At 67.2% G+C, this 13,275-nt stretch carries 12 protein-coding genes; 7 read left to right on the top strand and 5 right to left on the bottom strand.

The annotated features are described in order from the left end of the window. The first annotated feature begins 22 nt into the window (after positions 1-22). Positions 23-367 (top strand): DMT family protein, encoded by a 345-nt coding sequence (locus RZA67_RS12695; RefSeq protein WP_317213087.1) that lies wholly within the window; start codon positions 23-25, stop codon positions 365-367. A gap of 52 nt (positions 368-419) precedes the next feature. On the opposite strand, the gene RZA67_RS12700 is transcribed toward RZA67_RS12695, so the two are convergent. From RZA67_RS12700 to RZA67_RS12710, 3 genes are all read right to left on the bottom strand, one after another. Next, entirely contained in the window at positions 420-1,037 is a 618-nt protein-coding gene (locus RZA67_RS12700; RefSeq protein ID WP_317213088.1) for a Hemin transport protein, read from the bottom strand. Positions 1,038-1,278: 241 nt separating this feature from the next. Continuing rightward, on the bottom strand, positions 1,279-1,473 hold the full coding sequence (locus tag RZA67_RS12705; RefSeq protein ID WP_317213089.1) for a hemin uptake protein HemP: 195 nt from the start codon (positions 1,471-1,473) through the stop codon (positions 1,279-1,281). Between the two features lie 164 nt (positions 1,474-1,637). After that, positions 1,638-2,612 (bottom strand): aldo/keto reductase, encoded by a 975-nt coding sequence (locus RZA67_RS12710; RefSeq protein WP_317213090.1) that lies wholly within the window; start codon positions 2,610-2,612, stop codon positions 1,638-1,640. Positions 2,613-2,804: 192 nt separating this feature from the next. Between RZA67_RS12710 and RZA67_RS12715 the strand changes: the two genes are divergently transcribed. The 4 genes from RZA67_RS12715 to RZA67_RS12730 all read left to right on the top strand — a co-directional run bounded on the left by RZA67_RS12715 (position 2,805) and on the right by RZA67_RS12730 (position 7,224). Next, positions 2,805-4,103 carry a nucleoside transporter C-terminal domain-containing protein gene (locus RZA67_RS12715; RefSeq protein ID WP_317213091.1) on the top strand — a complete coding sequence of 433 codons (1,299 nt, stop codon included), beginning with the start codon at positions 2,805-2,807 and terminating at the stop codon, positions 4,101-4,103. Between the two features lie 43 nt (positions 4,104-4,146). Next, positions 4,147-5,103, top strand: coding sequence for a ribokinase (locus tag RZA67_RS12720; protein WP_317213092.1), 957 nt, complete (start codon positions 4,147-4,149; stop codon positions 5,101-5,103). Positions 5,104-5,391: 288 nt separating this feature from the next. Next, complete coding sequence (gene dusB, locus RZA67_RS12725) at positions 5,392-6,387, top strand: tRNA dihydrouridine synthase DusB (RefSeq protein ID WP_317213093.1); 996 nt, start codon at positions 5,392-5,394, stop codon at positions 6,385-6,387. Between the two features lie 9 nt (positions 6,388-6,396). Beyond that, positions 6,397-7,224: a methyltransferase domain-containing protein gene (locus tag RZA67_RS12730; protein ID WP_317213094.1), complete on the top strand. Its 828-nt coding sequence runs from the start codon at positions 6,397-6,399 to the stop codon at positions 7,222-7,224. Between the two features lie 84 nt (positions 7,225-7,308). Here the strand turns inward: RZA67_RS12730 and RZA67_RS12735 are convergent, their stop codons facing one another. Beyond that, positions 7,309-8,340 (bottom strand): metal-dependent hydrolase, encoded by a 1,032-nt coding sequence (locus tag RZA67_RS12735; RefSeq protein ID WP_317213095.1) that lies wholly within the window; start codon positions 8,338-8,340, stop codon positions 7,309-7,311. 231 nt (positions 8,341-8,571) lie between these two features. Between RZA67_RS12735 and metK the strand changes: the two genes are divergently transcribed. Then, the gene (metK, locus tag RZA67_RS12740; RefSeq protein ID WP_317213096.1) at positions 8,572-9,786 is read left to right on the top strand and encodes a methionine adenosyltransferase; all 1,215 of its coding nucleotides are present in this window, start codon (positions 8,572-8,574) and stop codon (positions 9,784-9,786) included. 146 nt (positions 9,787-9,932) lie between these two features. Next, the gene (locus tag RZA67_RS12745; protein ID WP_317213097.1) at positions 9,933-10,439 is read left to right on the top strand and encodes an acyl-CoA thioesterase; all 507 of its coding nucleotides are present in this window, start codon (positions 9,933-9,935) and stop codon (positions 10,437-10,439) included. A gap of 64 nt (positions 10,440-10,503) precedes the next feature. On the opposite strand, the gene ppc is transcribed toward RZA67_RS12745, so the two are convergent. After that, positions 10,504-13,212: a phosphoenolpyruvate carboxylase gene (gene ppc, locus RZA67_RS12750; protein WP_317213098.1), complete on the bottom strand. Its 2,709-nt coding sequence runs from the start codon at positions 13,210-13,212 to the stop codon at positions 10,504-10,506. Between the last annotated feature and the right edge of the window lie 63 nt (positions 13,213-13,275).

Here is a 13,275-nt window from a genome sequence, read left to right on the forward strand (position 1 = left end):
TTCATCCCCAAGGCGCCCCGCCATGCCGTTCACTGCCTACCTGTATCCGGTCCTGCTGCTGATTGCCAGCAACATCTTCATGACCTTTGCCTGGTACGGGCACCTGAAGTTCAAGACCGCTCCGCTGATGACCGTGGTGCTGATCAGTTGGGGGATCGCGTTCTTCGAGTATTGCCTGCAGGTGCCGGGCAACCGGATGGGCAGTGCGGTGTACTCGGCGCCGCAGCTCAAGGGCATGCAGGAAGTCATCACCCTGCTGGTGTTCGCGGTCTTCTCGGCGTTCTATCTGGACCAGCCGCTGAAGTGGAACCACTGGGCGGCATTCGCCCTGATCGTGATTGCGGCGCTGCTGATGTTCAAGGAGTAAGGCCGGCCGTGCTGCAGCACGCTCCGGTGCGCCATGACACGGCCCGCCTGCGTCAGTGTGCGGGCTGCGGTGGAAAGCCGCTCGGGTGCTTCGCGCCGGGTTGCCGCGTTGCTGCAGACCCGGCACCCGGGCCGTCGTCCAACGACATCGCGGCTTCGGCCCCCTCAAGCCGCGCGATGCGCTGCGCCGTGGCAGCGCCCAACGGTGACAGGCGGGTCGCGCTTGCGCCCAGGCCATGGCCCTGCTCCACGGCATGCAGCCGCAGCGCGCGCACACGCCAGCGCTGGCCGCCAAGACTGCCAGCCAGGCGGCGCCACAGCCGCTCGCCGACGCTGGCATCGCCGCTCGCTGGCGCCTGCACGGGCAAACCCGCCACCAGACGGTCCCAGGCGAGGAAATCACTGTCGGGCAGCAGATACAGCCGCCACACACAGCGTCCGCGGGCATCCGCAAAACAGAGGCTTTCGTACACGCCCTCGCTGTCCACACGGTGACAGGCGTGCACGGCGACGGCCTGCTGCCATCCAGACAGTTCACCGCCCTCCGCGCGGAACAGGCACAGCACACTGCCCAGCTGAGCGAGTTGGGCGGAGGCAGGCCATCCCGCCGCCTTGGGCAGTGGCAAGGCGGCGGACACAGGCGGACGCAAGGCGGACAGGGCTCGGCTCATGGGATCACCCGGGGCTGATGCGGCTGGCCAGCACGCGATGGCCAACCACGATGAGGCAGGCAGGGTCTGCGGGAAGCAGCGCAGGCACCGCCAGCAACAGGGCAGGAGCCCCCGGCCGCCGGCGCCGCCAGAGCGGCACACCGGAAGCCGAGGGGGAGAGAACAGTGGGGGCGGCCGCCCGCTTCGCGTTCCCACGTAGGCCACGCGGGGTCGCCGGGAGGGGGAAAGGCAGCCGCCCCGTTTACTTGGTCAGGATCAGCTTGTCGTTGCTGGTATGGCGCAGGCGATAGAAGCGGTCGCCATGCTGGATCAGGATTTCGCGCCGCCCCTTGAGCAGGGCTTCACTGTCGATTACTTCCTCGGCGGGTACCGGGCGGATCGGACGATCACGGAGGGTCAGGGTTGCAGGACGCAGCAGCACAGCTTGAGCGGTCATGGTCTGGACTCGTGCGAGGGACGATTCAAATGATAACGATTCTCAGTTCGCAATCAACAACCATTCTCGATTCCATTGATCAGATTTATTATCGCCGCGCCGCTTTCGATAGTCCCTGCCTATTAGCGCGGGCGGGCGCCGGTCTCATGCGCCCGCCGCATGCCTCATTGCGCGAACACGGCTTCGACCCTGGCCCACACCGCAGGCTCCAGCGTGTCGACCAGGTCCAGGGCCTGCAGGTTCTGCAGCAGCTGCTCCACCCGGCTGGCGCCCAGGATGACGCTGGAAACCTGCGGGTTGCGCAGGCACCATGCGATGGCCAGTGCGGCCGGCGGCAGATCAAGCTCGGCGGCCAGCGCACTGTATCGGCGCAGCTGCGCCAGGCGGGTATCGCCGTCACTGCCCAGCACCAGCTCCTGCAGCCACGCCATCGACGCCAGGCCCAGACGTGCATCGTCAGGGAAGCCCTCGTTGTACTTTCCGCTCAACAACCCGGAGGCGAGCGGTGAGAAGGTGGTGGTGCCCAGCCCGGCGCGCTCGTACAGCGGGGCATATTCCTGCTCCACGCGCTGGCGGTGCAGCAGGTTGTACTGCGGCTGCTCCATCGACGGCCCCTGCAGGTTGTGCCGTTCGGCGATGTCCAGCGCCTGCTGGATCTGCACGGCCGACCATTCCGAGGTGCCCCAGTACAGCACCTTGCCCTGGCGGACCAGCGTGTCCATCGCATGGACGGTCTCGGCGATCGGCGTCGTCGGATCCGGGCGGTGACAGTAGTAGAGGTCCAGATAGTCCACCCGCAGGCGCTTGAGCGCGCCGTGGCAGGCGTCGGTGATGTGCTTGCGCGACAAGCCCTTCTGGGTGGGTCGCGGGTCGGCCGCGCTGCCGAAGAACACCTTGCTCGATACGCAGAAGCCGTCGCGCGGCAGCCGCAGGTCGGCGATCACATCGCCCATCACCTGTTCGGCGCGGCCGTTGGCATAGCTTTCGGCGTTGTCGAAAAAGTTGATGCCATGGTCCCACGCCGCCGCCACCAGATTGCGTGCCTGGTCCCGCGCGATCTGGCTGCCGAAGGTGACCCAGGCACCAAAGGACAGGGCCGAAAGGTGGAGCCCGGTGGCGCCCAGACGTCGATATTGCATGTCCAATCTCCTGCTGCAGCCCCGCATCGAGGGGCCATGGGGCGCCCATTCTAACCGTCGGCGCAACCTGCCTCAGGCCCCGCCGTTGCAGGCCCGATCGCCGTTGATCGGTGCCCGCGGGATGCTTTTTCCTTGCCCCGGCCCCTGCCCTGCACTAGGCTTCCCGTTTTTCGCGCCCCCAGGGGAAGTCAGATGGTCGAGGGTTTGGGCAGGATCGGCTTCGGCCTGTTCGGCCTGGTGGTGCTTGTGTGCATCACCTGGTTGTTCTCCAACAACAAGCGTGCGGTGGACTGGAAACTGGTCATCACCGGTATCGTGCTGCAGATCGCATTCGCGGCCCTGGTGATCCTGGTGCCGGGCGGCCGCGATGTGTTCGACGCCCTGGGCCGCGGCTTCGTGAAGGTGCTGAGCTTCGTCAACGAAGGCTCGGGCTTCATCTTCGGCAGCCTGATGAATGTCGAAAGCTACGGCTTCATCTTCGCCTTCCAGGTGCTGCCGACCATCATCTTCTTCTCCGCGCTGATGGGCGTGCTGTATCACCTCAACGTGATGCAGGCCATCGTCCGCGTGATGGCCTGGGCCATCACCAAGGTCATGCGCGTGTCAGGTGCGGAAACCACCAGCGTCTGCGCCAGTGTGTTCATCGGTCAGACCGAGGCGCCGCTGACCGTGCGCCCCTATATTCCGAAGATGACCCAGTCCGAGCTGCTGACGATGATGATCGGCGGCATGGCCCACATCGCCGGCGGCGTGCTGGCCGCGTATGTGGGCATGCTCGGCGGCAACGACCCGGTGCAGCAGGCCTTCTATGCCAAGCACCTGCTGGCTGCCAGCATCATGGCCGCTCCCGCCACGCTGGTCGTGGCCAAGCTGCTGATTCCGGAAACCGGTACCCCGTTGACCCGTGGCACGGTGAAGATGGAAGTGGAGAAGACCTCCAGCAATATCATCGACGCCGCCGCCGCCGGCGCCGGCGACGGCCTGAAGCTGGCCCTGAACATCGGCGCCATGCTGCTGGCCTTCATCGCGCTGATCGCGCTGATCAACGCCCCGCTGACCTGGCTCGGCGATGTCACCGGCCTGGCCGCTGCACTGGGTCGGCCGACCAATCTGTCGACGATCTTCGGCTACCTGCTGGCCCCGATCGCCTGGGTGATCGGTACGCCGTGGGCCGACGCCACCACCGTTGGCTCACTGATCGGCCAGAAGGTCGTCATCAACGAATTCGTCGCCTACAGCGAGCTGTCGCGGATCATCGGCGGCCAGGTGCCCGGCGTGACCCTGTCCGATGAAGGTCGCCTGATCGCCACCTACGCGCTGTGCGGCTTCGCCAACTTCAGCTCGATCGCGATCCAGATTGGCGGCATCGGTGGCCTGGCTCCGGAACGCCGTCACGATCTGGCCAAGTTCGGCCTGCGTGCGGTACTGGGCGGTACGATCGCCACCTTCATGACCGCCACCATCGCCGGCGTGCTGACCCACTTTGGCTGATACCTTCCTGTACCAGCCCCGTTTCACTGAGAACAGTTCCCCTATGAGCAGTAATGTCGTCGTCGTCGGTTCCTTCAATGTCGATCACGTGTGGCGGTGCGAGAACCTGCCGGCACCGGGTGCGACCATTGCCGGTCGCTACAGCACCGGCCCGGGCGGCAAGGGGTTCAACCAGGCCGTCGCGGCCCACCGTGCGGGTGCACAGACCACCTTCGTCTGCGCCCTCGGTGACGACGCCGGTGGCGCCATGGCGCGTGATCTGGCGGCCAAGGACGGTTTCGCGCTGGCCGCCGAGGCCAGTGCCGAGCCGACCGGTACCGGTGGCATCTACGTGGACGCGCGCGGCCGCAACACCATCGTGATCGGACCGGGGGCGAACGCAGCGCTGAGCATCGACTTCATCGGCCAGCAGCAGCCGCTGCTGTCGACGGCCAAGGTGGTGCTGGCGCAGCTGGAATCGCCGGTGGAAACCATCGAGGCGGCGCTGGCATTGGCCCGTGAGGCCGGCGCGACCACGGTGCTCAATGCGGCCCCGGCCGATGCGCCGTCGAGCATCGGTCTGCTCAAGCTGGCTGATGTCATCACCCCGAACGAGACCGAATTTGCTTCGCTGCTGGGCCGCCATGTCGGCGAGCGCGTGGAAGCCGACGATGTGGCCGCGCTCGATGGTGCCAGCCTGCACGCGCTGTGCCGCAAACTGGTCGGCAATGGCACCGTGGTGGTGACGCTGGGTTCGGTGGGCGTGTTTGTGTCCCATGCCGAAGACACCCTGCGCGGCGATACGCAGCCGTATTACCGCGTGGGTGCCGAGCAGGTGCAGGCGATCGACACGACAGGCGCAGGCGATGCCTTCAACGGTGCTCTGGTGGCCTCGATGGCGCAGGACCCGGAGGCCCCGTTCGCACGCCACGTGCGATTCGCCAACCAGTTCGCCGGCCGGTCGACCGAGAAGGAAGGCGCCGCCGAAGCCATGCCGCACTTCACCCCGGCAGACGTCTGACGGCAGGCGTCCCCGGTAGGTGACGACCGTTGGTCGTCACGCTTCTGGCCCTGCTCACCCGCTCCCCCGGTAGGTGACGATCGTTGGTCGTCACCCTCCCTGGCCGGCTGCAACGGTGTGACGACCGACGGTCGTCACCTGCCCGGAGCCGCCCTCCTCGTCCGGCGGTCGTCCCCGGCCCGGTCAAGCATCTGCTGATGCCGGTATGGCATGAGCTCGGTGCCGATAGGCCTGAACAGGCCCCTCGCTGGCGCCGCCGCGGCGGGCCCTGCAGCCTACAATGGGCGGATGCAGATCGGCCCCTACACCATTGCCCCCAACGTCGTGCTCGCGCCGATGGCCGGCGTCACCGACAAGCCCTTCCGCCTGCTGTGCAAACGGCTTGGCGCGGGGCTTGCCGCTTCGGAAATGACCATCAGCGATCCGCGCTTCTGGAACACACGCAAGTCGATCCACCGGATGGACCACGCCGGCGAGCCCGACCCGATCAGTGTGCAGATCGCGGGCACCGAGCCGCAGCAGCTGGCCGAAGCGGCGCGCTACAACGTCGACCATGGCGCGCAGATCATCGACATCAACATGGGCTGCCCGGCCAAGAAGGTCTGCAACGCCTGGGCCGGCTCGGCGCTGATGCGCGACGAGACACTGGTGGCGCGCATTCTCGATGCGGTGGTCAAGGCCGTCGAGGTGCCGGTGACACTGAAGATCCGCACCGGTTGGGACTGCGACCACCGCAATGGCCCGGCCATCGCCCACATCGCCGAGGACAGCGGCATCGCCGCGCTGGCCGTGCATGGGCGCACCCGCGACCAGCACTACACCGGGCAGGCCGAGTACGAAACCATCGCGGCGATCAAGGCCGCCCTGCGCATCCCGGTCATCGCCAATGGTGACATCGACTCCCCGCAGAAGGCGGCGCGGGTGCTGGCGCTGACCGGCGTGGACGCGGTGATGATCGGCCGCGCGGCACAGGGCCGGCCGTGGATATTCCGCGAGGTGGCCCATTATCTGGCCACCGGCAGGGAGCGCGCGCCGCCGACCCTGTCCGAGGTCCGCGACATCCTGCTCGGGCACCTGCGGGCCCTGCACGACTTCTACGGTGAGCCCCAAGGTGTGCGCATCGCGCGCAAGCACCTGGGATGGTACGCCAAGGACCGTCCGGAAAATGCCGCGTTCCGGGCGGTGGTCAACCGCGCCGAGGACCCGGCCAGCCAGCTGGCCTTGACCGCCGATTACTTCGACCAACTGATCGCCGCCGACGCGGCGGTTTCCTCTGCTGCCTGAGTGCTGGACATGACCCCGCCGATTTCTTCGCCTACTTACCTGCATGGCTTCTCCGGCACCGAACAGGAGCGCCTGGTGACCCAGGCGCGCCTGCTGGAGCCGACCCTGTTCGGCCAGATCGATTACAGCGGCGCGCGCCGGCTGCTGGAAGTGGGCAGCGGCGTGGGCGCACAGACCGAGATCCTGCTGCGGCGCTTCCCCGAGCTGCATGTGACCGGCGTCGACCTGAGCGAGGCGCAGCTGGCCGCCGCCGCCGCCAATCTGTCACGCACCCCATGGTGCAGCGACCGTTACACCCTGTTGCAGGCCGATGCGGGCGAGCTGCCGTTCGGCGCGCGCGAATTCGATGCCGCCTTCCTGTGCTGGGTGCTCGAGCATGTGCCCTCGCCTGCCCGCGTGCTCAGTGAAGTGCGCCGCGTGCTGGCACCGGGTTCGCCGGTCTACATCACCGAGGTGATGAACGCCTCGTTCCTGCTGGACCCCTATTCGCCGAACATCTGGCGCTACTGGATGGCCTTCAATGACTTCCAGTACGACCACGGCGGCGACCCCTTCGTCGGCGCCAAGCTGGGCAACCTGCTGCTGGCCGGCGGGTTCCGCGATGTGGACACGCAGATCAAGACCATCCACCTGGACAACCGCGAGCCGGCCCGGCGCAAGACCATGATCGCGTTCTGGGAGCAGCTGCTGCTGTCGGCGGCCGAACAGCTGCTGCAGGCCGGGTCGGTGGATGTGGAGACGGTGGAAGGCATGCGCCGCGAGTTCCGGCTGGTGCAGAACGACCCCAACGCGGTGTTCTTCTTCTCGTTCGTACAGGCGCGCGCGATCGTTTACTGAGGCCTGCGTACAGGTCGCGGCGGCCCTGCCGCGCTGCGCGCGGGACCCGACCGTAGGGTTGGCTCTACCCTGCACCGATCGTGCCTACGCGGGCTCGTGCCACATCCGCTGCCACAGGGCCACCAGCCGCGCACGCAGCGCCGCCCGCGCCTGCGGGCTGCTGTAGTCACTGCGTACCTGCTCAGGCACGACGGCGTGCCATTGCCCATCGCGCCACTCGGCGACGATGAAGTTGAAGGTGTAGTCCGGCTCCAGCCCCATGCGCAGGTCGCTCAGCAGCAGCCGGCCGTCCACCACCTGGGCACGCATGAAACCCCGGTTGAACCAGTGCAGCCGCTGCACGGCAGGCAACCCGGCGACCTGTTGCAGTGCCGATGTATCCGATGTGTACGCCTGGAACAGCATCGGGCCGCGGTCGGCCAGCACCGAGCGGTCGCCCACCACATAGCCTTCCGGGGTCATCGCCACCACGCGCCACAGCACGGTAGTGAACGGCATCGGCACCGAGAACCGCGGCGCGTCAGCCAGCCCCATCGCGGCCAGACGCTGTTGTGCAGCCTCGTCTACCTGCGCCTTGGCGACCAGACTCCAGCCCAGATAGCCGGAGCTGATTGCCAGCGCGGCCACCAATGCCTTGCCGGCCAAAGGGCGGGACCGCGCGAACCAGGCCACCGCACAGCCGACCAACAACCACACGGTATAGAGCGGATCGATGATGAATACACTGGAGACCATCGTCGGCGACGGCGTCAGCGGCCACCACAGCTGCGTTCCATAGACGGTCAGCGCATCCAGCAACGGATGGGTGACCAGCGCCAGCTGCATCGCCCAGAACCAGCGCTGCGGCGCCTGCGCCACCCGGCCGTGGCCGAAGCGCTTGAACAGCCACCACAACGCCGCTGCCACCCAGGGCAGCACCAGCAGCGAGTGGCTGAAGCTGCGGTGCTCGGTCATCACGGCCACCGGGTCGGCTGCGCGCAGGCCCAGCCACAGCGCATCCAGATCCGGCAGCGTGCCGAGGGCGGCACCGGCGAGCAGGGCCGCGCGGCGATGGCCAGGCGGGGCGATGGCGGCGGCAACCGCGCCGCCCAGTACGATCTGGGTCAAGGAGTCCATCGACCGATGCTAGCAGCCCCGGGGGCCAGACCAGTCGCCGCGCGGGAACGCGGGCGTCATGCCCGTGGAACGCTGGCCTGCAGCACACGCATCAATGCGCGGTAACCCCTTGTCGGCAAAGGCACGCCACCTTAACCACGGGCAACCCGTTGGGGTACACAATGCACAGCGGGCCCACCCCGTGTATCATTCGCGCCCATCTTTCCATCCGAATCAAGGGATATTAGCCTGATGTCGAGCTTCCTGTTCACTTCCGAATCGGTCTCTGAAGGCCATCCGGACAAGATCGCCGACCAGATTTCCGACGCGGTTCTGGACGCGATCCTTACCCAGGATCAGCGCGCACGCGTGGCGTGCGAAACCATGGTCAAGACCGGCGTTGCCATCGTGGCCGGCGAGATCACCACCAGCGCGTGGATCGACCTGGAAGCCCTGACCCGCAAGGTCATCCTGGACATCGGCTATGACAGCTCCGACGTCGGCTTCGACGGCGCTACCTGCGGCGTGCTGAACCTGATCGGCAAGCAGTCGCCGCACATCGCCCAGGGCGTGGACCGCAAGAAGCCCGAAGAAATGGGCGCTGGCGACCAGGGCCTGATGTTCGGCTATGCCACCAACGAGACCGACAGCTACATGCCGGCGGCGATCCACCTGTCGCACCGTCTGGTCGAGCAGCAGGCCAAGGTGCGCAAGAAGCGCAACTCGCCGCTGTCGTGGCTGCGCCCGGACGCCAAGAGCCAGGTCACCCTGCGCTATGACGAAAACGGCCAGGCCAGCGCCATCGACGCGGTGGTGCTGTCGACCCAGCACGCCCCGGGCATCAAGCAGAAGGACCTCATCGAGGCCGTCCGCGAAGAGATCATCAAGCCGGTGCTGCCGGCCAAGTGGCTGCACAAGGGCACCAAGTTCCACATCAACCCGACCGGCAAGTTCGAGATCGGCGGCCCGGTGGGCGACTGCGGCCTGACCGGCCGCAAGATCATCGTCGACACCTACGGCGGCTGGGCCCGTCACGGTGGTGGTGCCTTCTCCGGCAAGGATCCCTCCAAGGTCGACCGTTCGGCCGCCTACGCTGCCCGTTACGTGGCCAAGAACGTGGTCGCCGCCGGCCTGGCCGACCGTTGCGAAGTGCAGGTCTCCTACGCCATCGGCGTGGCCGAGCCGACCTCGATCTCGGTCACCACCTTCGGTACCGGCAAGATCGCCGACGACAAGATCGAGAAGCTGATCCGCAAGCATTTCGACCTGCGCCCGTACGGCATCATCAAGATGCTCGACCTGGTCCACCCGATGTACCAGCAGACCGCCGCCTACGGCCACTTCGGCCGCAAGCCGAAGGAGTTCAGCTACATCAATGGTGCCGGTGAGTCGGTGACCGCGACGGCCTTCTCCTGGGAGAAGACGGACCGCGCCGCCGCCCTGCGCGCCGACGCCAAGCTGAAGTAAGCAGGATGAAGGGCCGCGCAAGCGGCCCTTCTCTTTGTGGTGGAGCCGACCCCATGGTCGGCTTTCTTTTTGCCTGCACGCCGAGGCAATGCAGTCAGGCATCGCTCGGCTCCACAGCCACGCGGCGCGGCCGATACAATCGACGCATGACCACCGATTTCAAACCCCACCAGCTGTCGATGACGGTACTGATGTCACCGGAGATGGCCAATTTCTCCGGCAAGGTGCACGGCGGTGCGATCCTGCGCCTGCTCGACCAGGTCGCCTATGCCTGTGCCAGCCGCTATGCCGGGCGCTACGTGGTCACCCTGTCGGTGGACCAGGTAATGTTCCGGCAGCCGATCGCGGTGGGCGAACTGGTGACCTTCCTGGCTTCGGTCAACTACACCGGCACCTCGTCGATGGAGATCGGGGTCAAGGTGGTTGCCGAGGACATCCTCAAGCGCAGTGTGCGCCATGCCAACAGCTGCTTCTTCACCATGGTGGCGGTGGACGAGGACGGCAGGCCAACCGCCGTACCGCCGCTGCAGGTGGAAGGCAGCGACGAGCGCCGCCGCCATGCTGCCGCGCTGATCCGGCGGCAGCTGCGCCAGGAGATGGAACAGCGTCATCTGGAGCTGCTGGCGTCCAATCCGCCGGCGCCGCAGGAGTAGCCGCCATGGCCGGGCAAAGCCCGGCTTGATGAGCAGTCGCTGCCAGGCAGAGCCCGGCACCACGTCAGCCGGTGTTCTGCACGCCCTGCGAGACACCGTTGACGCAGGCCACCAGCGCGCGCAGCAGGGCGTCATCCTCACCGCCACGGGCACGCCAGCGTTGCAGCAGATCGACCTGCAGCACACTGATCGGATCCACATACGGGTTGCGCAGCCGGATCGACTGCGCCAGCCGGGGATCGTGCTGCAGCAGTGTTTCCTGCCCGGTGAGCGCGAGCACCCAGCGTTCGGTGAGTGCCCACTCCCGCTGCACCTGCGGGAAGAAGTCGGCATGCAGCTCGCCGGCCAGCAGCGAGAACTGCTCGGCGATGGTGATGTCGCCCTTGCTCAGCACCATTGCGATGTCGTCCAGGAAGGTGCGGAAGAACGGCCAGTCGCGGGCCATCTGCACGAGCACCTGCTCATGGCCTGCGTCGACGGCGGCCTGCAGGCCGCTGCCCACGCCGAACCAGCCGGGAATCACCGAGCGGGCCTGACTCCATGCAAACACCCAGGGAATGGCGCGCAGGTTGGACAATGCCGCGTCCTGGCCCAACCGCCGCGAGGGCCGCGAGCCGAGGGTCATGCGCTCGATCACATCGATCGGTGTGGCGCGGCGGAAATAGTCCATGAAGCGCGCCTGGCCGACAAACCGCCGGTACGCCTCGCTGCTCGATGTGGCCACCTGGTCCATCACCGGGCGCCACTGCGCCTCGCGCGCGTCCGCCGCACGGGGGCGCAGACTGGAACGCAGCACCGCGCCAGCGGCTTGCTCGAGCGAGCGCAGCGCCAGCGCGCGGATACCGTACTTGCGATGGATCACCTCGCCCTGCTCGGTCACGCGCAGACGGCCATCGATGCTGCCCCGCGGCGAGGCATCCACCGCGTGGGTGGTCTTGCCACCGCCGCGGCTGATCGAGCCACCGCGCCCGTGGAAGAACGTCAGCCGGATGCCGGCGTGGCTGGCCACTTCCAGCAGTTCCACCTGCGCCCGCTGCAGGCCCCAGCGCGAGGCGGCGATGCCACCGTCCTTGCCGCTGTCCGAATACCCCAGCATCACCATCTGCACATCATCGCGGGCGCGCAGGTGGGCTCGGTAAACGGGGTCCTGCAGCAGATCGGTCAGCGTCGCGGTGCCCTGCCTGAGGTCGTCAACGGTTTCAAACAAGGGCGCGATGTCCAGGGGCACCTCATCGTGCTCATCGACCAGGCCGCCGCGGCGTGCCAGCGCCAGCACGGTGAGCACGTCACCCCGGTCGTGCGCCATGGAAATGATGTAGCTGCCCAGCGCGTCCGCGCCGTGCCGCCGGCGGGCATCGGCCAGCGCGGCAAACACCGCGTCCAGCCGTTGATTGCCCTCCTCGTCAACCTTCGGCAGCGGCGTTTCGCCGCTGGCATACGGGCCCAGCAGCGCAGCGCGCTCGCGCGGTGCCATGGTTTCCCATTCCGCTTCATCCAGCGCCAATGCCAGCGCACGTGCATGCACACTGGACTCCTGCCGCACGTCCAGTCGCGCCAGATGGAAGCCAAAAGTCTTCACCCGCCACAGCAGACGCTGCACGGCAAAACCACCGGCGTGCTCGCCACGGTTTTCCAGCAGGCTGTCCAGCATCAGCTGCAGGTCATCCACCAGCTCCTGCGGGCCGGCGTAGGCGGCCTCGGCATCATCGATGGTGGCCTGCAGCCGCGCGCGCATGCGGTCATTGAGCAGCCGATAGGGCATGTCGGCGTGGCGCGGCCGCGACTGCACCTGCGGCAGACGCTGCATGTACTCGTCCACGCGCTGCTGCAGCGCGCGGCTTACACCGACCCGTTCGGTCGACTGGCTGAGCAGGCTGGCCAGCTGCAGCAGGTCCTTCTGGTAGCGGCCCAGCACCGCCTGCCGCTGCGCCTGCAGCGTGTTGGCAATGGTGTCGGCATCCACGTTCGGGTTGCCGTCCATGTCGCCGCCCACCCAGGTGCCGAAGCGCAGCAGCCGTGGCAATGCGAGGCGCTGGCCGTAGGTGTCCTGCAGCGCCTGCTGCAGCGATTCGTAGAACACCGGAATGACCCGGTACAGCACCTGCACCAGATAGAAGCCCACATGCTCGCGCTCGTCGTCGACGGTGGGCCGCACCGGCGAGGAATCGGTGGTCTGCCACGAGGCGGTCAGGGCCATGCGGAAACGCGCTGCGTCGGCAGCGGCTTCGCCCGGCGTGCGCTGCCCATCCAGGTTGTCCACCAGGCTGGCGACCATCAGCTGCTCTTTTTCCAGCAGCGCGCGGCGTACCGCTTCGGTGGGATGGGCGGTGAACACCGGCTCGATGTCGATGCGCGGCAGCCACTGCGCCAGTTCGTCCAGTTCGACGCCCTGGGCTTTGAGCTGCTGCAGCGCGTCCTGCAGGCCATCGGGCTGCGGCGCGGCGGTGCCGGCGCGCTGGTAATCCCGACGACGACGGATGCGGTGTACCCGCTCGGCGATGTTGACCACCTGGAAGTAGGTGCTGAATGCACGCACCAGGGTTTCGGCATCGTGCGGTGCACGACCGGCCAGTCCCTGCGCCAGATCGGACAGGGGCGCCTGCTGCTCACGTCGCGCGATGGCGCGGGTGCGGACCCCTTCCACGTCGTCGAACAGGGTCTGCGACACCTGTTCGACCAGCAGGTCACCAACCAGCGCGCCCAGACGGCGCACATCATCGCGAAGCGGAAGATCGGGGGAAGCAGATTCGATGCTGCTGCGGAACTCGTTCATCGACAACGCACACGCCTCACGCAGGGGAGCTGGCTCCAGCCTACCCCAGTTCCCGTGACAGCC

Source organism: Stenotrophomonas sp. C3(2023) (assembly GCF_032911385.1).
In the GTDB taxonomy this organism is placed as follows: Bacteria; Pseudomonadota; Gammaproteobacteria; order Xanthomonadales; family Xanthomonadaceae; genus Stenotrophomonas.